This window comes from Microbacterium kyungheense (assembly GCF_006783905.1).
Lineage (GTDB): Bacteria > Actinomycetota > Actinomycetes > Actinomycetales > Microbacteriaceae > Microbacterium > Microbacterium kyungheense.
Genome location: NZ_VFPE01000006.1, coordinates 209,675 through 231,007 on the forward strand (window position 1 = coordinate 209,675; position 21,333 = coordinate 231,007).

The 21,333-nt window shown below is 68.9% G+C and carries 18 protein-coding genes; 7 read left to right on the forward strand and 11 right to left on the reverse strand.

Going from position 1 to position 21,333, the window contains the following annotated elements; translation table 11 throughout:
• Positions 1-94 precede the first annotated feature (94 nt).
• The 5 genes from FB391_RS17040 to dnaB all read right to left on the reverse strand — a co-directional run bounded on the left by FB391_RS17040 (position 95) and on the right by dnaB (position 9,967).
• Positions 95-1,279 carry a Wadjet anti-phage system protein JetD domain-containing protein gene (locus FB391_RS17040; protein WP_141896280.1) on the reverse strand — a complete coding sequence of 395 codons (1,185 nt, stop codon included), beginning with the start codon at positions 1,277-1,279 and terminating at the stop codon, positions 95-97.
• Positions 1,276-4,644 carry an ATP-binding protein gene (locus FB391_RS17045; protein ID WP_141896281.1) on the reverse strand — a complete coding sequence of 1,123 codons (3,369 nt, stop codon included), beginning with the start codon at positions 4,642-4,644 and terminating at the stop codon, positions 1,276-1,278. Before FB391_RS17045 ends, FB391_RS17040 begins: the two co-directional genes overlap by 4 nt.
• On the reverse strand, positions 4,641-5,243 hold the full coding sequence (locus FB391_RS17050) for a DUF4194 domain-containing protein (RefSeq protein ID WP_141896282.1): 603 nt from the start codon (positions 5,241-5,243) through the stop codon (positions 4,641-4,643). The genes FB391_RS17045 and FB391_RS17050 overlap by 4 nt, the downstream gene beginning before the upstream one ends.
• Positions 5,240-6,664, reverse strand: coding sequence for a DUF3375 domain-containing protein (locus FB391_RS17055; RefSeq protein ID WP_141896283.1), 1,425 nt, complete (start codon positions 6,662-6,664; stop codon positions 5,240-5,242). Before FB391_RS17055 ends, FB391_RS17050 begins: the two co-directional genes overlap by 4 nt.
• 240 nt (positions 6,665-6,904) lie before the next feature.
• A complete protein-coding gene (gene dnaB, locus FB391_RS17060) occupies positions 6,905-9,967 on the reverse strand; it encodes a replicative DNA helicase (RefSeq protein WP_342778212.1) in 3,063 nt (1,020 codons plus the stop codon).
• Between the two features lie 20 nt (positions 9,968-9,987).
• Between dnaB and FB391_RS17065 the strand changes: the two genes are divergently transcribed.
• The 3 genes from FB391_RS17065 (at position 9,988) to FB391_RS17075 (ending at position 14,319) form a co-directional block, all read left to right on the forward strand.
• A complete protein-coding gene (locus FB391_RS17065) occupies positions 9,988-11,016 on the forward strand; it encodes a hypothetical protein (protein WP_246093590.1) in 1,029 nt (342 codons plus the stop codon).
• Between the two features lie 134 nt (positions 11,017-11,150).
• Positions 11,151-12,728 (forward strand): LPXTG cell wall anchor domain-containing protein, encoded by a 1,578-nt coding sequence (locus FB391_RS17070; protein ID WP_141896284.1) that lies wholly within the window; start codon positions 11,151-11,153, stop codon positions 12,726-12,728.
• 316 nt (positions 12,729-13,044) lie between these two features.
• The gene (locus FB391_RS17075) at positions 13,045-14,319 is read left to right on the forward strand and encodes a GNAT family N-acetyltransferase (protein ID WP_141896285.1); all 1,275 of its coding nucleotides are present in this window, start codon (positions 13,045-13,047) and stop codon (positions 14,317-14,319) included.
• 94 nt (positions 14,320-14,413) lie between these two features.
• Here FB391_RS17075 and rplI read toward each other — a convergent pair whose 3' ends face one another.
• The 5 genes from rplI to FB391_RS17100 all read right to left on the reverse strand — a co-directional run bounded on the left by rplI (position 14,414) and on the right by FB391_RS17100 (position 17,560).
• Positions 14,414-14,866: a 50S ribosomal protein L9 gene (gene rplI / locus FB391_RS17080; RefSeq protein ID WP_141896286.1), complete on the reverse strand. Its 453-nt coding sequence runs from the start codon at positions 14,864-14,866 to the stop codon at positions 14,414-14,416.
• Between the two features lie 11 nt (positions 14,867-14,877).
• Positions 14,878-15,132: a 30S ribosomal protein S18 gene (gene rpsR, locus FB391_RS17085; RefSeq protein ID WP_005054609.1), complete on the reverse strand. Its 255-nt coding sequence runs from the start codon at positions 15,130-15,132 to the stop codon at positions 14,878-14,880.
• A gap of 64 nt (positions 15,133-15,196) precedes the next feature.
• A complete protein-coding gene (locus tag FB391_RS17090; RefSeq protein ID WP_141896287.1) occupies positions 15,197-15,724 on the reverse strand; it encodes a single-stranded DNA-binding protein in 528 nt (175 codons plus the stop codon).
• Between the two features lie 5 nt (positions 15,725-15,729).
• Positions 15,730-16,098, reverse strand: a complete 369-nt coding sequence (gene rpsF, locus FB391_RS17095) for a 30S ribosomal protein S6 (RefSeq protein WP_141896288.1) — start codon at positions 16,096-16,098, stop codon at positions 15,730-15,732.
• Between the two features lie 160 nt (positions 16,099-16,258).
• A complete protein-coding gene (locus FB391_RS17100; protein WP_141896289.1) occupies positions 16,259-17,560 on the reverse strand; it encodes a glycosyltransferase in 1,302 nt (433 codons plus the stop codon).
• A 62-nt stretch (positions 17,561-17,622) separates the two neighbouring features.
• Between FB391_RS17100 and FB391_RS17105 the strand changes: the two genes are divergently transcribed.
• Positions 17,623-18,285 carry a TetR/AcrR family transcriptional regulator gene (locus FB391_RS17105; protein WP_141896290.1) on the forward strand — a complete coding sequence of 221 codons (663 nt, stop codon included), beginning with the start codon at positions 17,623-17,625 and terminating at the stop codon, positions 18,283-18,285.
• Positions 18,286-18,294: 9 nt separating this feature from the next.
• Here the strand turns inward: FB391_RS17105 and FB391_RS17110 are convergent, their stop codons facing one another.
• The gene (locus FB391_RS17110) at positions 18,295-19,494 is read right to left on the reverse strand and encodes an acyl-CoA dehydrogenase family protein (RefSeq protein WP_141896291.1); all 1,200 of its coding nucleotides are present in this window, start codon (positions 19,492-19,494) and stop codon (positions 18,295-18,297) included.
• A gap of 73 nt (positions 19,495-19,567) precedes the next feature.
• On the opposite strand from FB391_RS17110, the gene FB391_RS17115 reads away from it, so the two are divergent.
• The 3 genes from FB391_RS17115 to FB391_RS17125 all read left to right on the forward strand — a co-directional run bounded on the left by FB391_RS17115 (position 19,568) and on the right by FB391_RS17125 (position 21,332).
• On the forward strand, positions 19,568-19,882 hold the full coding sequence (locus tag FB391_RS17115) for a hypothetical protein (protein ID WP_141896292.1): 315 nt from the start codon (positions 19,568-19,570) through the stop codon (positions 19,880-19,882).
• A 155-nt stretch (positions 19,883-20,037) separates the two neighbouring features.
• Positions 20,038-20,670: an SGNH/GDSL hydrolase family protein gene (locus FB391_RS17120; RefSeq protein WP_141896293.1), complete on the forward strand. Its 633-nt coding sequence runs from the start codon at positions 20,038-20,040 to the stop codon at positions 20,668-20,670.
• Positions 20,667-21,332 carry a GntR family transcriptional regulator gene (locus FB391_RS17125; protein WP_141896294.1) on the forward strand — a complete coding sequence of 222 codons (666 nt, stop codon included), beginning with the start codon at positions 20,667-20,669 and terminating at the stop codon, positions 21,330-21,332. Before FB391_RS17120 ends, FB391_RS17125 begins: the two co-directional genes overlap by 4 nt.
• The last annotated feature ends 1 nt before the right edge of the window (position 21,333 follow it).

The window sequence follows — 21,333 nt, forward strand, 5'->3', positions numbered from 1 at the left end:
CCGCACTTGTAGGAACCGCTTGGAGATGTCCATGATGACATCGGATTTATTCGCAAGGCCGACGCGAAATGTCCATGCTCTGGCTTGCCCATAGTTATGTGACTTGTCCACCGCCCGCGACCGTCAAGCCGCCTGCGACCAGGCGCGGCAGCGCCCAGTCCCAGTCAATGCGCTCTTGCTCCAGCCGGACCCGCGTGCCGTAACGGTCGGTGACGAGGTCTGAGTACAGGGCGGTCTCCGCAGGATCCAAGTTGACTAGCCGGGCGGTGGTCGGGGAAGACTCTTCCCCCCACCGGTCTTCGTGCGCGAGCAGCGTCTCACGATCCATCAGCACCGACTGTGCCTGTGGCAGCCATGCGCGCACGCGATGCAGAATGCCGAATCCGTGCGTATCCAGATCACCCCAGTAGTCCACGTCGATCCCGCTCAGCCACCGCAGGGAGGCGGGTTCGTTCGCGTCATACCCCTTACCCCACAGCACGACGCCCCCGTCGGGGACGGGAACGCTCAGGTAGGTGATCTCGTTCTCAACGATCAGAGCGCGCTGCGGGCGCACCACGAGTCTGCGCAGCTCGTCGGTGCGCAGGACCGCCTCGGAGAGCCCCGACGGCATCGCCAGCACGCCCGGGGCAAACCTCAGCCGCACCGTCGCAGGTTTCGTCGCGTAACCGAGCGCCGAGGCGAATCCGCGGACAGGCACGCCCAGCATCGCCGCCAGCACGCTGCGGTGGCGCTCGATGAACTTCGTGTCGACGCCATGCGCGGCTACCTGCCGCAGGTACAGGCCGGAGTTTCGGTTTGCGGTCAACCACTGCAGCGCCGCGAGCACCGTCGGCCACTCGTCTGCGAGCTCAACGGCCGCGATGGGCGATCGGAGCGCCCACTCGCGTGCCTCAGGCACCGATCGCGCCGAGTCGACGAGCGCTCGGAAGACCACCGCGTCCGTCGCCGTTCCGAGGACTCGCCAAGCTCGGTCGTATGTGTCCACGACGGCACGCACCGGCAATTCGGTCGTCCCCGCGAGCCGACCACCGATTCGCCCGGTCACCACGACGTAGGCGCGATCGTTGTGCGAGGCGGCGCGGATGCCCTCGGCCCACGCCCGTGCAAGTTCGTAGTGGGCGCCGAGATCGGCCGCGACCGGTCCGCGTACAGGCACCTCGATCGCCGGACACGGGTCTCCCGTCGCGAACGCGCGCAGCAGCGACCCGTCGTCCCAGCGGCGCCGCACCGCCGCGGCGATACTGGCGGGCGTAGTCCAGCGCGTCGGGTCGCTCATCCGCGGCTCCGCTGTCGCTCGCGAAACTCCTCGATCGTCAGCGTCTGCACGCGCGAGGCCGCGCCGGTCGGGTTGTCGACGAACCCGATCGAGCTGACGTACCGCTCGATCACGTGCACCTTCTGCAGTGGAGTAACGATGAGCAGTTGAAGTCCCAGCTTGGCAAACAGTTCGAGGGCGTAACGGGTCGACGCATCCGATCCGCGCCCGAACGCTTCATCGATGACCGCGAATCGGAAGTCGCGGGATTTCTCGACGCCCCACTCCAACCCGAATTGGTAGGCCAGGGAGGCCGCGAGGATCGTGTAGGCGAGCTTCTCCTTCTGCCCGCCGGACTTGCCATCGGAATCGGTGTAGTGCTCAAATTCCTGGCCCGTGCGCCGGTCCTGCTCACTCGCCGCGAACGTAAACCAGTTGCGCACATCGCTGACGCGTCGCACCCACGCGCGGTCGGCGTCCGCGTGGCCGACCCGCCCCTGGAACCGCTCGATCAGCAGCCGGATCTGCTCGAAACGCGCCTCTGCGGCGCCGGCTCCGACTTCGGAAAGGAGGTCTGCCGTCGCGTCACGCAGGTCTGCGCGGAACTGCCTAATCTCCTGGTTGACGGTCGGCTCCGCGACGAGCACGATGATGCGACCCGGGTAGTAGTCGATCGCTGCGAGTGCCTCGTTGATGACGTCGACGCGTCCGCGGATCTCATCCGCTTGCCGCCGCAGCCACGCGTTGAACTGGGCAAGCTCGCGCACTGCATTGGTGTTGAGCTGGTGACGGAACTCCTCCTCGTAGCGCGGCAGGTCGTCCCGAAGCACGCGCGCGTGAAGCTCACGGAACCCGGTGATGGCGCGCACGCTCGCGTCGAGTTCGGATCGCTGATCGGGCCAACTCCGCAGGAATTCGCTCATCTGCTGCTGGATGCCAGTGGTGTAGCCGTTCATCTCCCGCTGCGCTGCCTCGATCGCCGTCGTCAAGGTACCGGTAAGACTCGTCCGCAGTCGGTCACAGTCCTCCACTGTGCGCACCTCGGCGCGGGTGAGACGATCGGCGAGGTCAGGATAGTGCTCGCGTGCTCGGGCGACGACGTCCGGCCCCATCGCGTCGATCGCCGTCCGTTCGGCGTCGTCGCGCGTGCGCATCGCGGTGGCCGCGGCACGGGCGGCGCCCAATCGCTCTGTTGCCGCATTGGCGTCTCCGCGCAGACGCGCATCCTCCTCGTCGACCTCGGCGAGCTGACGATCGATCTCCACGAGAGCGGACGACCCTGCCACAAGGCGTTCGCGTTCTGCTTCCAGCGCGGCGAGCTGAGCGGACGCCTCAGCTGTGTCGACCTCGCGCCACGCCCCGTACTGCTCGAGACCAGTCAGTGCCCGACCAAGCCCTGCGAGAGCGTCGGCCTCTGCATCCAACGTGGCGAAATCGCGGTCAAGGCGCGCGAGTTCGACGTCGTACCGGTCGCGCTCTTCGGTAAGCGCCGCAATCTTCTGCTCGCTGACGCGGCCCAGCACCCACGCTCGCGGGTCGGAGGCGCTACGGCGGTCGTCCTTTTCGTGACGGTCACGATCGCGCACGAGGCCCTCGCGCGTGACGGCACGTTCCTCGCGCCGGAGCTCCTCCACGGATGCCGCGAGCACGTGATCGGCGCGCGACGCGAGCTCCGCCGCAAGGTGGTCCGCGAACGATCCCGGCTCGACGTCGATCGCGTCGATGAGTCGGCGGCCAGATCGCGCCGTCGGGATGCTGCGCACACGCCGCTCGGGCACCCGCAGGTACACCAGGCGCGCGCCGAGCCGATGTGCGTTCACCCACTCCGACACCGCCGCGTAGTGCTCTTGCGGCACGAGGAGCGACAGCGCGAAGCCGCGCATCACGCGCTCGGCGGCGCCACGCCACTCCGCGTGATCGTCGCGGACGTCGAGCAGCTCACCAGCGAACGGCAGTACATCGGTTTCCAGATTCAGCGCCGCGCACAGCTCGCCGCGCACTCGGTCGAGGTCGCGCCCGACGTTGCTGCGTCCGTCTCGCAGGCGATCGATCTCGTCCTGCGAGGCGGCCCGTGCCCGACGGAGGTCGGTTCGCTGTTCGAAGAGAGGATCCCGCCGGTCCTTCAGTGCGCCTCGCCGTTCGTCGAGTCGCCCGCGCAGCAGACCCGCTTCCTCTCGGCGGGAAAGGAAGCCTGCGGCATCCTCCGCCGGCGCGAGCTGTGCATCCTGAAGCAGGGCGTCGTACTTCCGCCGCCGGTCGGCTCGGCTGTCGCGTTCGACCTCCGCGCGGGGAATCTCGATGTCGAGCTCCTTCAGCCGGTCGCCGCCCACTCCAGCCCGCTCGAGCTTGAGTCGGTCGCGCGCCGGCACGAGGTCGGCACGACGGCGGTCGATGTTGGCGCGCTGGGACTCGAGAGCCGCAACCTCGCCCTCTCGCGCACTGATCTCCCCAGCGAGCAGCTCGCGCACCCGCTCGGCCAAGTAAGGCACAACCGCGCTGCGTTGGTCGGTGAGGGTCGCGTGGCGTCCCGCGGCGTCGTCGTACCGATCCGCGGCGGCGACCAGCGGTTCGAGCACCGCAATTTGATCGGTCGCCGTGCGAACAGCTTCATGCGCCTTCACCAGGTTCTCGAAGTGTTCGACGATTGCCTTCACCTTCGGTGCTGCGTCGACTGGCTCGAGCATGTGGTTGCGAACGAAGTCGTTTAGGTTGCCGACCGACTTCATCGATACCGTCTGGTGGAACAGCTCCATCGCCTGCTCAGATCGGATGCCGAGGAGCCGGCGTGCCTTCCGGTGGTAGTCGGGGAACGTGTTGTCAATGTCGGCACCACCGGCGCGCAGTCGCGAGCGCAACGCTTTCAGGTCACTGCCGAAGTTGGTGAAGTCGTGATCGATCGACAGAGGGGTTGAGGCGGTCACGAAGAACCGATCGGGCTGGCCGGTGCGATCCTTCTGGTGGAACACCTGCGCGATGGTGACCTGCTCTCCGTATCCCTCGTTTGCGAAGACGCCAAGGATCACCGAGTACGACCGGTGGTCGCGCAGCCCGACCGGCCGCGAGGCGCCGGTCGCCTCATTGCGCTCGGACTTGTAGTGCCCGTCGACGTAGCTGCGGAGCGACCGTTCCTTGATGTCGGCGCCGGCCGCCTTGTTGTACGAGATACGGTGCGCCGGCAGGAGGAGTGTGGTCACAGCATCTACGAGCGTCGACTTGCCACTACCGATGTCGCCGGTCAGCAGCGACGTCTGACCGTCGAGACGCAGGTTCCAGACGTGCCTGTCGAAGGTCCCCCAGTTGAACACCTCCACGGTCTGGAGCCGGTAGCCCGTGCGCAGATGAGTCTCGGCCGGAGATTCGAGGGCCGAGAAGAGGGTGTCGGTCACGCCGGTTCTCCATCCGCGGTGTTGGTTGCGCCGGCATAGGCATTCAACCGGCTGGCGAAGTCGGACAGGGTCTGCGCGTCGACGTACGCCTTAATGATGCGGCGGACCTCCCATGCGCGCTCTTGGCCGCGGAGCTCGCGGAGGAAGCCGAGCTCGGCAACCTGGGAGATCGTGCGGTCGGCTTGCTCGATCACGCGCGCCTCGTTGCTCGAAGACTCTTGAAACACCCGCAGCATCTCAACGAGCTGCTCCCGAGTGAGCACGAGCTTGCCGTCGCCGCCGGTCGACTCGAACTCGACCATGCGGCGGCGTAGCAGCACGAGGAGAAGGCTGACGTTGTACGTGAGGCTCCGCCGACGGACAAGGCGCGGCAGAGGCTCCTCGCCATCTTCGGCCTCACGCGTCGACAGAAAGGCGTAGCCTTCGGTCTCGTCGACGACAACGTCGATGCCGATCGCGACGAAGTGGTCAGCGACACGCCCCCGATGGCGCTGCAGAGTCTCCCACACGGCCTCGTGCGCCGGAACCTCTCGATACACGACGTCGCGCATCAGGTGAATGATCGCGCTCGCGACCGCCTGCTCGTCGGCGGTCCTCATGCTCGCGTCACCAACGCCCTCTTCATCCGGACGCGGCGGGGGGCGCCTCCGGCATCCGAGTAGTCGATCACCATCTGCTCGTCGGTCGTCTCCACGGTGATGCCGTCTCCATCCAAGGACAGATACCCGAGAACCTCCGCGATCCCCTCCTCGACGGGGTATAGCGCAATGATCTCGTCGAGCGCGACCGAGGTGTGCAGCGGCACAACCGCCCGGATGTTCTCAGCGAGCCGCTCGGTGTCGACGAACCGCTGCGCAAGCAGGCCCTCGAGCTCTACCGCGTCGAGCTCCGCGGGGGCGGGCAGACTGTCGACGGCGACGTCAGGCTGCGGGTCATACAGAGGGCGCTCGAAGAGCAGTGCGATCGGCACGCCCGGTTGGTCCACGACGAGCCCGACATCGCGCGGCGGGTTCTCGCGAACTGCGAGAGCGGCTGCCTCCACAGCTCGCACGAGATCGAGTACGCGCCGGTTCTCGACCCATACCTGGTCTTCGAGGAACCGGCGCAGCTGCTCAGAGAGGTTCCGCACCGTCTGCTGAGTTCGCTCGGCGGCATCCGCCCAGTCATAGTGGACGCCACGCAGTCGGCGGTCGACGGACAGCTGCGGCAGCGACTGTACAGCCTCGAGCAAACCGGTCAGTTCGCTTTGGCGTTCTTCTGAGAGCAGCAGATCGTAGAAGGCCTGGAAGCTGCGTCCCTGATCGGACGCCGTGATGTCAGTGCGACTCGAGACGAGATCGGCCAGCAGCTCGCCTTTGCCGCCTTCCCACCCGGCGATCTTCTCGCGCGCCGATCGGTCAAGGCCGCGGAAATTCTCCTCGACCTCGCGGAAATCGCTGAGCAGCTCTCGGGCTGTCGCGGCGAACTGCTGATACCGCTCACGCAGCGCGGTGTCGTCGAGCGTGTCGAATCGTCCTATGCGGGCCTCGGCAAGCTCGGACTCAATCGCCGCTCGGCGGCGCTCGATCTCCGCGATGCGGTGGTCTACGTCCGTCTCGGAACCGTGCACGATCTGACGGAGCAGATCGACGGCGGTCTGCAATCGCGACTCGGTACCGACGAACGCGCGACTGCGCAGGCTCTGCGCCCATGCGTAGGCACGTTCCAGCGCGGGTGTGGCCTCGTAGTGCACCTCATCGGACGCCGCAGGGTAGAACCTTCTCAGCCAACCCGCGTCCGAAGCCGCCCAATCATCGAGGTATACGGCGGGGTCGGCGAGGTAGCGCTCGGGGTCGATGCGGTGCACCGCGTAGAGGAAGTCGTCGAGCGATGAGACGAGCTCGCCGGCGGACACCGCGCCGCGGTTCTCGTCGACGAACACCCCGCCGAGGAAGGCCAGGATGAGGGGCGCGTTGCGCGCGCGCAGGAGCCGCCAGGCCGGATGCCGCTCCCACAGCCGGTCAATTTCGTCGAGATCCATTTCGACTACAGCGTAGGGGCGGGTCGGGACACGCAGTTCTTGCTTGAAGAACGGAACGAAAGTCGGGCCTATTCATCCTGACGTACGGGACACCAGAACTCGCGGCGCTGCTACCAGCAGTGGCAGATGACAACTGACTCGGAGACGGTGTCCCCGCAGGAATTCGATGCCCGAAATGTCCATATGGACACACCGTGGACATTTCATCTGCGAAATGGACAACTTCAAAAAAACTACAACTCACCCGAAGTCGCCGGGCGCCATGTCGGTGAAGCGCGAGAAGTGACCCTGGAAGGCGACCGTGATCGTGTCGGTGGGGCCGTTGCGGTGCTTGGCGACGATGAGGTCCGCCTCGCCGGCGCGCGGGGAGTCCTTCTCGTAGGCGGCCTCGCGGTGCAGCAGCACCACCATGTCGGCGTCCTGCTCGATCGAGCCCGACTCACGCAGGTCCGACAGTGCCGGCTTCTTGTCGGCGCGCTGCTCAGCACCACGGTTCAGCTGCGACAGCGCGATGACCGGTACCTGCAGCTCCTTCGCGAGCAGCTTGAGCGCACGCGAGAACTCCGAGACCTCCTGCTGACGTGACTCGACGCGCTTGCCCGAGGTCATCAGCTGCAGGTAGTCGATCACGACGAGCTTGAGACCGGCGCGCTGCTTCAGGCGACGGCACTTGGCGCGGATCTCGACGAGCGTCATGTTGGGGCTGTCGTCGATGTACAGCGGCGCGTCGTTGATGCGCCCGCGGGTGGCGGCGACCGTCGTCCAGTCGCGCGAGTCGAGCGTGCCCTTGCGCATCGACTGCAGCGGGATCGCGCCCTCGGCGCTCAGCAGGCGCATCGCGATCTCGCTGCGGCCCATCTCGAGCGAGAAGAAGATCGTGGGCATGTCGTGCTTCACCGCGGCAGAGCGTGCGAAGTCCAGCGCGAGCGTCGAGTTGTGGGTCGGGATCATCGATTCCCCCGCGAGGTACAGATGATCGTCGTTGTCGACCTGCACACAACGGACGGGCACGCTCTCGATCGGGCGGATCGACTTCACGTAGCGGATGCCTGTGCGCAGCGCATTCGCCGCTCGCTCCTGCTCGTGAAGAGCGCGCTTGCGCTCCAGCCAGAACACGTCGTCTGTGGTCGAGAAGTTGAGGATGTAGGCGGTCGAAGACGCCTCGGTGCGACCGTTCACGCGCTTGGTCGTGCGCCCGCATCGATAGCCGAGACTGACGATGAGCTCGTACACCGAGTCGGCGAGCTTCTTGTTCGTCACCGCAAACTGGCAGGACCCGACGCCCCTGACGACCGTGCCGTCGGTGTCGAGCAGCCCGGCGAGCAGCTCACGCCGTTGCGCCTCGGATGCCCGCAGGTAGGCAGCAGGCACGTGCTTGTCACCGAGCACACCGGCCTTTCGCAGCAGCGCCGTGAACGAGCCGTGATCGCGATAGCAGGCCGCGCACCGCTGAGCCTCGCCCGAGAACGGCCGGCCGCAGTCCGGGCACGACAGCCTCTCGGGGTGCGCGCCCTTGTTCTTAGGTCCGCAGGTGCGGCCGCAGGTCCGGACGTGCGGGTGGCGTGCGACGAAGTCGACCCCGCACACCTCACAGGGGCGGACAAGATCTTCGCGCTCGAGGAGCTGGAGCGAGTACAGCATGCCGCCGCGTGACTCGACCCGCAGGCCACTGCTGCGCGCGACGAGCGCCGGGATCTCGTCGGTCTCACTGGTCATCCGGGCGCCGTCGCTGTGTCCGTCGCCGAGCCAGGCGCCGAGGGCGTAGGGCGCGACGGGCAGATCGGCTTCCGGCGCCTGCAGCGCCCGCGCGTTGCGCACCGAGTGGTTGGCCCGCTCGTCGGCCGCGACGGTGAGCGTCGTCCGCATCTGTTCGGTCGTGACGACAGCCGGCTCGATGCGCCGCCTCCGTCTGGCCGCGCGCGTCTCAGTCAGCCACTGGTGCTCAGCATCGGCGATGATCTTCGAGCCGTCCGAGAACTCGACCTCATAGCAGGGCCTGCCGGTCATGACCTCGGTCGCGGCAACGACCCGTGTCGGGCGGCCGTGAGCGTCGTACAGCTCATCGCCCACCTTCACGGCACCCATCGTCGTCCACCCTGACGGGGTCGCCAACGGGGTATCGAGCGCGAGCGCCTTACCCATGGCCGGTCGCGCCGCGATGATGATCATCTGGCCCGGGTGCAGACCGTTGGTGAGCTGGTCGAGACCCGAGAAGCCGGTCGGGATGCCGGTCATCTGGCCGTCGCGGCCGCGAGCGGCCTCGATCTCTTCGACGGCGGCGTCCACCGCGATCGTCAGCGGCACATAGTCCTCGGCCTGCTCCGCGCCGGTGACGGAGTAGATCTCGGCCTGGGCGTTGTTGACGAGGTCGAGCGCCTCGCCCTGACCCGAGTAGCCCATCTGCACGATGCGGGTGCCGGCCTCGACGAGCCGGCGCAGCAGCGCGCGCTCCGAGACGATCGACGCGTAGTAGCCGGCGTTGGCGGCGGTCGGGACGATCGAGGTCAGCGTATGCAGATAGTCCGCGCCGCCCGCCCGCTGCAGGTCGCCGGTCTTGATGAGCTCGTCGGTGACCGCGACGACGTCGGTGGGCTCGCCGTGCGAGTAGAGGGTGAGGATCGCCTCGAAGATCAGCTCGTGCTTCGGGATGTAGAAGTCCGTGCCCCGGAGCGTCTCGATGACGTCGGCGACGGCATCCTTCGAGAGCAGCATGCCGCCGAGTGCGCTCTGCTCGGCGAGGAGGTCGTGCGGGGGAGTGCGCTCATACTCTCTGCGGCCGCCTTCGCGAGGGCCTCCCATGCGCTCTTCGGAGATGTCGGCGATCGACATAGGCTGCGCGTCCCCTTCTCGCTCGCTGCATCGTCCGATCGCACGCGAAATCTCGCGCCCCGGCTGGCCGTTGACCACGCTATGGACGGCCTCCGACACTCGCAACACGGCCTGTGGATAACTGTGTGGAAAGCCTGAGAGAAACGCCGACACACCTGTGAAGAACCTCTGTGGAGAACTACCGGGGTATCTGGGGGATATATTGCCGAAATGGCCTCTGATCAGGCATCCACGAATCCACACCCTGTGGAGGGATTCGTGGTTGAAGCAGAGGTTGAAGGTTTGCTGCGTCGCTGTGGGCTGTGCACAATTCCGGGGCGCGCAGGTTCCTCCCCGCGCGCGATAAGGAACCTCGGCCGGCGCACGAAGAACCTCTGGACATCGCGTCGGACCACGCGCTACCCTCGGAGGTCCAGGCACCCTCACGCACGATCCGTTCGGCCGTTCCACGATCCGAATCCGGAAGTGCGGCATATTCGTCGTGGGAGGTGAACGTGGAGAACACAATCCGGCAGCTGCCGAGGATCGTGCGAGTGGCCCTCATCGGGACCGGCGCCGCGTTCGCCTGGATCGTCGTCTCGCTCGTCCTGGGCCTCGGGCTCGGCAACGCGCACGCAGACGACGGTGATCACGACGGACTGCTCGGGGGTGTCCTCGGCGCCGTGACCTCCGCAGTCGACTCGACCGCGTCGACGCTCACGAGCACCGTCACCGGCACGGTCTCGACCACCACCACCGCCGTCACCGGCGTCGTGAACTCGGTGGTCGCGGTCGCTCCGGCGCCGGTGCAGCAGCCGGTGAGCCAGGTGGTGCAGTCGGTCGGCTCCGTCGTCACGAACACCGTCACGGCCGTCACCGCCCCCGTCACCCAGGTGGTGTCGGGCGGCGTCGTCAGCGGGATCACGCAGCCCGTCGTGGACGCCGTGACGCAGGTTCCGGTCGTCGGCGGCATCGTGTCGGGGATCGGCCTCGACGATGCCGTGACGGATCTCGGCGGGACGCTCGACGACACGCTCGGCGGCGTCGTGGGCGGTGTGGTCGACGCGGTCGACGAGACCGGCACGACGATCGGCCAGCCCTCGGCCGGCATCGGCCTTCCGGCGCTTCCCGGGCTCCCCGGTCTTCCCGGCTCCTCCGACTCCTCCGATCAGCCCGCCACGGATGCCGCTGTCGTCGGCACCGCGGTCGCCGGACTGACGGATGCCGCCGGCTCGACGTCCTCGTCGGCGGCGGTCGCCCGTGGCACCTGGGACGCAGCCGCTCCGGCAGGCGCCGGTGCCACCGCGACCATCGGTTCTTCCTCCCACGCTGCGCCCGGCGCAGGCGGAGCCACGAGCAGCGGGAGCGGACTCTGCCTCCCGGCCTCTTCTTCTGCGGGATCCGGCGGTGCGGGTCCCGGCGCCTGGGCGTTCGTCGCCCTCGATCCCCTCGATGCAGACCGTGCCTGGGTGCGTCGAGCAGGGCCCGAGGACGAACTCGCGCCGCCGGCGCCCCTCGCTTCCACCGACGTCTCCCCCGACTGATCGGCTCGCGGCCGTCGCCTGTGCTCACCTGAGCCGGCCATGACGGCAGAGCTTCGGCGCGCCCTCACGCGCCATGCAGCGCTGACGCCTCCTCGCGCGCGCTGCGAACCGATCAACACACAAAGGGGAACACCATGCGTACTTTCTACAAGCGCGCCCTCTTGGGCACGCTCATCGCGGGCGGCATCACGCTGCTCGGCGCCACGGTCGCCAATGCGGCCGAGACGCCCTCCGATCCGAACCTGCTGACCTCGATCGTCGCCGACAACGGTCCGGTCGACGCTCTCGTGGGCGACGGAATCGTCGACCCGCTGCTGGGCGACGACGGCGCCGTCGCGCCGGTCACCGACGCCGTGGCCGCAGTGGTCGACGGCGTGACGGGCACCACGGCCGGCACCGTCGTCTCCGAAGCGCTGACGGGCGACGACAGCGCGCTCGACGACGTCGTCGGCGACGGCGCGCTCGTCGAAGGCGGCACCGTCGGCAACCTCGCCGAGAACGGCGACGCGGTGCTCGACGACGTCGCCGCAGGCGACCTGCAGGGCGCGGTCACGAACCTCGGCACGACGGTCGAAGACCTCGGCTCCGACGTCGGGCAGACCGTGACCGCCGCCGCGCAGAACACCGACGACCAGGTGATCGACGGGATCGTGGCGGATGCGCTCACCGATGTGGGCGGCATCCTGAACGGCGACGACCCGGCCGCGGGCCTGCAGAACCTGGTGCAGGACCTCGGCGACAACACCGCTGACGCCACCGACACGTCCGGCCTCGCGCAGGACGCGCTGCAGCAGACGCTGGAGGGCGGTCCGACGGCCACGCCGAACACCCCGGCGGACGACGCGGACGGCCTGCTCACGGGCCTGACCGAGGACGACGGACTGGTCGACGGCCTCGTCGGCGACAGCATCCTCGACCCGATCCTGGGCGAGGACGGCGCACTCGAGCCCGTCACCGATGCGGTGGGCGATCTGCTCGACGGGATCACCGACACGACAGCGGGCAGCGACCTGCTCGACGGCCTGCTCGGTGAGGACTCCGGTCTGAACGACGTGGTCGGCGACGGCATCCTGGTCGAGGGCGGCCTCGTCGGCAACGCGGTCGACAACCTCGACAACACCGTCGGCGACCTGCTGGACGGCGATGTCGACGGTGTCGTCGAGGACCTCGGAACGACGGTCTCCGACCTCGGTTCGGACCTCGGCACCACGGTGACCAACGCCACGGACAACACCGCCGACCAGGTCCTCGACGGCCTCGTCAACGACGCGGTCGGTGACGCCGGCAACATCGTCGACGAGCTGCTCGGCGGCGGAGACATCCTCGGCGCTGTCTCGGACACCGTCCAGAACGCGGGCGACAACCTGACCGACGCCGTGGACAACACCGGTCTCGTCGATGACCTGCTCACCGACCTGCTCGGCGACACGGACGCGGCCGGCCCGACGGACCCGACCGATCCCACGGACCCGACCGACCCGACCGACCCGACCGACCCGACGGATCCCACGGACCCGACCGACCCCAGTGACGGCGGCTCGAACGACGGCTCGAACGGCGGCATCGGCATGACCGGCGCGGTGGCGGATGCCGGCAGCGCCTCCACGCTCGCTGCGACAGGAGGGGCGGGCGCATTCCCGTTCCTGCTGCTGGGGCTGATGCTCCTGGTGGCGGGCGCGTTCGCGCGCGCGTCGCGGCGCCGCTCCGCGTGAGTCGACGGGGCAAGTCGACGTTCCCCAGACGCCCTCGCCCCGACTCCGCGTGAGCAGGCGGGAGGACCGCCCCCACCGGTCCTCCCGCCCCCGAACGGCTCTCGATCCCGCCGACGTTCTTGCCTGGACCGGCGGGGTCGAGGGCTCCGGACTCATCTCGGCCGCGGTGCCCGTCACTGCCTGGACCGGATGCCACGATCCGAGATGAACAAGTGGATGCCGCGACCCGGGGGGCTCGCGGCATCCACTTCTCTCTGCGCGCAGCAGGCATCGCCCTCGCGTTGCACGACGGGCGCACCCTCGCCAGAGTGGGGTGATGCCCTTCCCCGAGCCCTACCACCTGATCCCGGTCCCCGCCGAACGCCTGGACGACGTCCTGCAGCTCGACGTGTGGGCGTTCCCGACGAGCGACACCGTCGAGGCGCTGCGCGATCTGCCGAGCCCCCTCAGCTGGGACCGCACGTACGGGGTCGTCCGGACCGAAGCAGACAGCCTGCTCGCCGGCTTCCACGGCGCGTACCCGCTGCGCGCCTATCCCGTTCCCGGAGCCGAGGTGGCGTGCGGGTGGCTGACCTGGGTCGGCGTGCATCCGGCGCACCGGCGGCGCGGCATCCTCCGCGGCATGATCGAGCACCACTTCGCCGACTGCCTCGCCCATGGCGAGGCGATCTCGGGCCTCATGGCCGCAGAGACCCCGATCTACGGCCGCTTCGGCTACGGCATGGCCTCGACGCAGGTGAGCCTCATGATCCCGCGCGGCGCGGCCCTGCGTCCCGTGGCGGGTGCGGCGGAGCTCGACGTGACGCTGGATGAGTGGGATGCCGCGGCCCACGGCGCGATCGTGGCCGGCATCCATCGCGACTACGCGCGCCTGCCCGCAGGCCTCGGCCGCCCGGGCTGGGCGACCCGCGAGACTCCCGCGCAGCGCACGTCGCGCGAGACCGACGCCCCGATGCACCGCGGCGGCAAGGAAGCGCTGCGCGTGCTGCTGGTGCGCGACGGCGACGGCACGCCGGTGGCGTACGCCACGTTCCGCCGATCCAGCTCGTGGGCGCGCGCCGGCGCCGAGGGCACCGTGCACGTGCGCGAAGCGGTCGCGCTCACGGCTGCGGCCGCGCACCGGATGTGGTCGGTGCTGCTGGATCTCGACCTCACCACGCAGGTGCAGATCGGCACCCTGCCGGTCGACGACCCGATCGTGTCGCTGCTCGTCGACATCCGCCCCGCGGTGCCCGACTACCAGGACAACAGCTGGATCCGCATCGTCGATCTGCCCGCGGCACTGGCGCAGCGCGCGTACGCGGGCGACGTCGACGTCGTGCTCGAGGTGACGGATGCGATGCTGCCCGCCAACGCGGGACGCTGGCGGGTCCGCGCCGAGGCATGGGGCCATGCGGAGGTGTCGGCATCCGACTCGGAGCCCGACCTCGTGCTCGACATCCGCGAACTCGGCGCCGCGCATCTCGGCTCGGTGTCACTGGCCTCGCTCGCGCAGGCGGGGCAGATCGAGGTCCGCTCGCCCGAGGCGCTGCGGTCGGCGTCGGCCGCCTGGTCCTGGCCGGTGGCCGCCGGCGCCAACTGGATCTTCTGACCGGCCGGCCCTGGGCGGAGACGACGGATGCCGCAGACCCGAAGGTCTGCGGCATCGGTCGTTCGACAGGCTCACCAGCCGGTGAGAGTCGGAATCACTTGGCGGCGACCACCTGCAGCGTAATCACGGCGGTGAGGTCGTCGCGGAGGCGAACGGTCGCCTCGTGCTCGCCCACCGACTTGATCGGGGAGGTGATGTGGATCTTGCGCTTGTCGAGCTCGCCGAGACCGGCGGCCTTGACGGCGTCGGCCACGTCGACGGTCTTGACCGCACCGAACAGGCGACCCTCGGCGCCGGCCTTGACGGCCAGGCGGACCTTGTTGGTCTCGAGGTTGTTCTTCAGCGCCACAGCCTCTTCGTGGTCGTGGATCGCGCGCGCGTCGCGGGCGGCGCGGATGGACGCCACCTGCTTCTCGCCACCGCGGGTCCACGCGACCGCGAAGCCCTGGGGGATGAGGTAGTTGCGGGCGTACCCGTTCTTGACCTCGACCACGTCACCGGCGCTACCGAGCCCGGCGACCTCGTTCGTGAGAATGAGCTTTGCCATGTGGGTACTCCTTAGCGGCCAGCGCCGGCGTAAGGCAGGAGCGCCATTTCGCGCGCGTTCTTGATCGCCTTGGCGATCAGACGCTGCTCCTGCACCGAGACACCGGTGATACGACGGGCACGGATCTTGCCGCGCTCCGAGATGAACTTGCGAAGGGTGGCGACGTCCTTGTAGTCGATGACGCCGACACGGATCGCCTTCGCGGGGGCCGCGTTCTTCGCGCCCTTCCGCGGCTTCCGACGGTCGCCGGTTGCCTTTCCAGCCATGGTGTTTCCTTAGTTTCTTCGATCGGATGCCTCGTCACGGGGCACCCGGAATCTGTATCTGAGATCAGAACGGGGTGTCGTCGCCGTAGGCGCCAGGAGCAGCCCACGCGTCGCCACCGCCGCCGCCGTTCGAGGAGCCGGGCGTCGACCACGGCTCGTCGGCGACCTGTGCCGGACGCGACTGTCCGCCGCCACCGCCGAAGTTGCCGCCGCCACCGCCGGAGCCGCCCGCGGCGCGGGTGACCGAAGCGGTCGCGTAGCGCAGCGACGGGCCGATCTCGTCGACCTCGAGCTCGATGGCGGTGCGGTTGTTGCCTTCGCGGTCCTGGTAGCTGCGCTGCTTGAGGCGCCCGGTCGCGATGACCCGCATGCCCTTGGTCAGCGAGCCGGCCACGTGCTCGGCGAACTCGCGCCACACGCTCGCGCGGAGGAACAGCGCTTCGCCGTCCTTCCACTCGTTGCTCTGACGGTCGAAGTTGCGGGGCGTCGACGCGATCGTGAAGTTCGCGACGGGGAGGCCGTTCTGCGTGTACCGCAGCTCGGGATCAGCCGTGAGGTTTCCCACGACGGTGATGATCGTCTCGCCGGCCATCTGCCTTACGCCTTCGCAGCCTTGGCGGTCTTGCGAGCGGCACGCTCGTCGGCACGCTGCTTCTCGGAGGCGATCATCGCGATCGCCTCTTCGGCGCGGAGCACCTTGGTGCGCATGATGCGCTCGTCGAGGTTCAGCTGACGGTCCAGCTCCTGCGTGGTCGCAGCGGTGGCCGTGAAGTTGACGACGGCGTAGATGCCCTCGGTCTTCTTCTGGATCTCGTATGCAAGACGGCGCTTGCCCCAGATGTCGATGTTCTCGATGGTGCCGCCGTCGGTCGTGATGACCTTCAGGAACTTGTCGAGGTTGGCGCCGACCTGGCGCTCGTCGATCTCAGGGTTCAGGATGACCATGAGTTCGTACTGGTGCGTCACTAACCCACCTCCTTCGGACTAGAACGGCTGTCGGGCACTTCCCGGCAGCAGGAGGGTGTGTAGCACGTCATCCGGACGGCGCGCAGGCGCGCGCTCACACGGACAACCCTCCTATGGTACCGGATGCCGCCGCAGCCGCCGAATCGTGGACGGACGCCCGTCACCGCGACGCGTCGAGACCCTCGCCCACGACGGATCGCAGCACGCCGTCGAGCCCGTCGAGGGCCGAGAACGCAGCGAACTCGACCGCAAGCTCGCGGGCCCGCGCCCGGAACGCCGGCTCCGTCCGGACGCGTTCGACGGCACGCGCGACGATCGCGGGCGTCGGCCGGTTGGTCTTCAGATTGACCCCGGCTCGTGACCACCCGACGCGGGCGCAGACCTCGACCTTGTCTTCGGTCTGCCCGGCGACCACCAGCGGGACGCCATGACCGAGCGCCTGCTGCACTCCGCCGTAACCGCCGTTGGTCACCATGATGTCCACGAGCGGCAGCAGCTCGTCGTATGGCAGGTACTCGCCGACCCGCACGTTCGCCGGCAGGTCCGCGGGCAGTGCGCTGCGAGGACGGCCGCCCGTCGAGACGACGACGAGGGCATCGGATGCCGCAAGCCCCGCGATCGTCGGCAGCACGAGCTGCCCGAGATCGGTGTTGGCGATCGTGCCCTGCGTCACATGGACGACGACTCTCGACCCGTCGAGGTCCGCCCACCAGTCCGGCAGAACGACGTCCGCGGCGGGCGACGGAAGAGGCCCGGCGAAGTGCACGTTCGCCGGCAGATCCGATCGCGGGTACTCGAACCCCGGCACGGTGAACTGCACCACCGCGTCGGCGCCGGTGGTCCAGTCCAGGACGAACCGGCCGAGCGGCATGCCGAGGGCGCGTCGGCACAGGTCGTCGGCTTCCCGCTGCACCGGCGCGAAGATGCCGCGCTCGGCGACCGCGGTCAGCACGGCGTTGCGCACGCGGCCGAAGAATCCCGGAGCGGGCGTCACCCCCAGACCGAACGGGGCGGTGTCACGGCTCTTGGCGCCCAGCGGAAAGATCCCGAGCGCGACGACCGGCGGGCGCTCTTCCCGCGGCAGGCGCGACAGCAGCGCGGCGCCGATGAAGAGCGGCTCGGTGAGCACCGCGTCGACGTGACGTGCGGCGAGCTCTCGCCGGACGGCGGCGAGCTGCGCCGCCCCCGGTCGGACGAACAGGTTCGTGATGTCGAATCGGATCGCGGCCGGGCCGGTCAGGCCGCGGCGCTCGGGGAAGGCCGCGTCCGCATCATCGAGATCGATGTCGGCCTCCGCGGGCAGCGGCAGGAACTCGGCGCCGGCCGCACGCACACGGTCGGCATAGCGCGCACCGGTCAGGAAGCGCACGTCGTCCCCGCCGGCGACGAGGTGACGGGCGATCTGCAGCAGAGGCATGACGTGGCCGTGCGCCGGCGTGCACGTGATGAGGTAGCTGGACATGGAGGGACTTCCTTCGGATCGGATGTACTGTGGGAGTATTCATCACCCTGAGAGGTAAGTCAATGGCTGCTGATACATCGAACGCCGAGACCTCTGCGGACAGCACGCGGACCTACCGCTCTGAATTGCGCGCGCAGCAGGCCAAGCAGACCCGACGACGCATCGTGGAGGCATCCGCTCGCCTGTTCGCGACCGCCGGCTACCAGGCGACGACGCTCGCTGCGATCGCGCGCGAGGCCGGAGTGTCGACCGAGACGGTGAAGGCCGCCGGGTCCAAAGCCGAGCTGCTGCTCGCGGCGTTCGAAGTCGTCTTCTCCGGCACCGAGGCGGCCGATTCGCTCACCGAGACCGAGGTCGGCGAGGGCGTGATGGCTCTCCCCGACGATGCGTTCCTGGACGCCGTCATCGGCCAGATCGCGATCGCCAACGCCCGCGGGTACGCCCTGTGGACGGTCGTGCTCGGGGCGGCCGCATCCGATCCCATCGTGGACGACGCGCTGCAGCAGATCCTCGCCAGGCGCGCCGCCGACTACCGACGACTCGTGGACGAGCTCATCCGCCGCGGTCGCGCCGCCGACATCACCGACCCGCACGTGACGGCCGCGGCCCTGTCGTTCCTGCTCTCACCGGAGGGGTATCAGCAGCTGGTGGCCCAGTCGGGGTGGACACCCGAGCGATACACGGCCTGGACGCGCGAAGCCGTCCTCGCCGAGCTGACGCACTGACCAGAGCGGTCAGCGGAAGGCGCTCAGACCGGTCAGGTGCTGGCCGAGGATCAGGGTGTGCACCTCGTCCGTGCCCTCGTAGGTGCGCACGGACTCCAGATTCGCCGCGTGACGGATGGGAGGGTTCTCCAGCAGCACGCCCTCGCCGCCGAGGATCGTGCGGGCCTCACGTGCGATCGCGATGGCCTCGCGCACGTTGTTCAGCTTGCCGAGCGAGACCATCGCCGGAGTCAGGGTGCCGGCATCCTTCGCGCGCCCGATCTGCAGCGCGAGCAGCCCGCTCTTCTGCAGCTCGACGACCATGTCGACGAGCTTGCGCTGCGTCAGCTGGAACCCGGCGATCTTCCGCCCGAACTGCTCGCGCCTCAGCGCGTGGCGCAGGGCGGCCTCGTAGCTGTCGCGCGCCGCACCGAGCGCACCCCACACGATGCCGTAGCGCGCCTCGTTCAGGGCCGAGAACGGCCCTCGCAGTCCTCGCGCGCCCGGAAGAAGAGTGGATGCCGGCACCCGCACCCGATCGAACGTCAGCTGCGTCTGCACCGACGCCCGCATCGAGCCCTTCGGCTCCAGCACCGCGATGTCGAGGCCGGGAGCGTCGGTCGGCACGAGGAAGCCGCGCACGCCCTCGTCGGTCTGCGCCCACACCACCGCCACCTGCGCGATCGACGCGAGGCCGATCCAGCGCTTGGCGCCCTCGATGATCCAGTCCGATCCGTCGCGCCGTGCGTAGGTCGTCATGCTCCCGGGGTCGGAGCCCGCGCCCGGCTCGGTGAGCGCGAAGCTGCCGATGACCTCGCCGGCGGCCATGCGCGGCAGCCACTCCTCTTTCTGCGCGTCCGACCCCCAGCGGTGGATCGAGCCCATCGCGAGCGACCCCTGCACCGACACGAAGGTGCGGATGCCCGAGTCGCCGGCTTCGAGCTCCAGCGCGGCCAGGCCGTACTGGACGGCACTGGCGTGACGGCATCCATATCCGTCCAGGGTCATGCCGAGCACGCCCAGACGGCCCAGAGCGGGGGCGAGCTCGGCGGGGAAGACGCCGCGGTCGAACCACTCCGCGACGTGCGGGCGGATCTCGGCGTCGACGAACGCCCGCACCCGGTCGCGGGTGTCGCGTTCGCCCGCGCTCAGCAGCCCGTCGATGCCGAGGACGTCGGATGCCTCACGCAGTGCGGCGAGATCGTCGGGGTCATGGGCGCCATCGGTCATGGCTCTGATTCTGCCCCTCCGGCAGGCCCGCGATTAGTGTGGAGCGCGCACGCTCTGACGAGGGGACCCACGGATGCCGCACCCGACCGCCGAGAACGCCCTCTCGCTCACACTCGTCGGGACTCCCGACTTCGGCAGTGAGGTGCTGAAGGCGCTGTACCGCATCACCGGGCGCTCGACCGTCGAGCTGCGCAAGGCGATCCTGGCCGGCGAGCCGATCTACACGGCCGAGCTGTTCGACAACGAACACATCAACGTCGTTCCCCGTCTGGAGAAGACCGTCACGTACCTCGAGACCCTCGGCGTCCCGTTCGTCGTCCACGAGCGGGCCGATGGCGAGCGGGAAGAGATCACGCTCGAGGTCATGCGCCGCATCATCGGCGCGTAGCCGGCCGTCCGCCGCCCGGCGTCGGCCGAATGTCGCATCGGACCCGCGCAAGACGATATGTTCGCGGCAGCCGCAGTGCTGCGGGGTCTCCGGGGGCCGCGCAAGCGATTATCGATTATGCTGACGGAACACGACCTGACGATGGGACCGAACGGATGCCTCGCACGACCACTCTCGTCTTCGCCGGCGACTCGATCACCGACTCCGGACGCGACCGCGACGACGCGGCCTCGCTGGGGGACGGGTACGTCAGCCTGATCGCACAGGCGGTCGCGGACCGCGACGAGACCGTGGTCAACAAGGGGATCTCGGGCAATCGCGCCGTCGACCTCGAAACTCGTTGGGACGACATCCTCGGCGCCGGTCCCGACGTCCTCACCGTCTACATCGGCGTGAACGACATGTGGCGCCGCTTCGACAACGACGACCCGACCTCGGCCGAGGACTTCGAGGCGACGGTCGCCGGCCTGCTGGAGGCATCCCGAGCCGCCGGAGTCGAGCGCATCTACCTGATCGAGCCGTTCTTCGTGCCGGTGCGCGACGACCAGGTGGCGTGGCTCGACGATCTGAACCCCAAGCGCGACGCCGTGCGGCGCCTGGCCGAGCGCTTCGGCGCGACGCTGGTCGAGCTGCACGACACCGTCACCGCCGCGGCGGCCGAGCACGGCGCCGCAGCGGTCGTGCCGGACGGGGTGCACCCGACGCCGCGGGGATCCGAGATCATCGCCGGCGCGTGGCTCGCCGCCTACGCGGCGACCGCGGACGCCGAGAAGGTGGGTTCCGCATGACCGATGCCCTCGAGTCCGTCACCGAGCTCAAGCGCGGTCTGCTGTCGGACCAGATCTACGAGCTCGTCAAGACGATGATCAAGGACGGCTCGCTCGAGCCGGGCGAGCAGCTGGTCGAGTCGCAGCTGGCCCGCCGTCTGCAGGTCAGCCAGGCGCCGGTGCGCGACGCGCTCAAACAGCTGGTGCACGAGGGTCTGGTCACGCACGTCCGCCACCAGGGCAGCTTCGTCACCAGCTACACCGACGAAGAGGTCGCGCAGGCCCGCCAGGCGCGCGCCGAGCTGGAGTCGATCGTCGGCCGCCTGACGTGCGGCACGCTGTCGGCCTCGAAGCGCTCCGCACTCGAAGCGCTCATCGCGCAGATGCACGAGGCCGCCGACGAGAAGGATCTCGGCGCCTTCCGCGAGCTCGACTTCGCGTTCCACCGCTCTGTCGTCGAAGCCAGCGGCAACGTCTACCTCCCGCGCATGTGGGACATCATCGAGCCGAGCCTGCGCTCCTTCCACGTGCTCGCCGACCCCGACTACCCGGGCGACTGGCATGTCGCCGCGGACTGGCACAAGAGCCTGGTCGAGGCGCTCGACGGCGGCGACCCCGAAAGCGCCGCGCGCCTCTTCTATGCGCACGCCGCCGGCACGCTGCTCCCTGACGACCAGGAGTAGG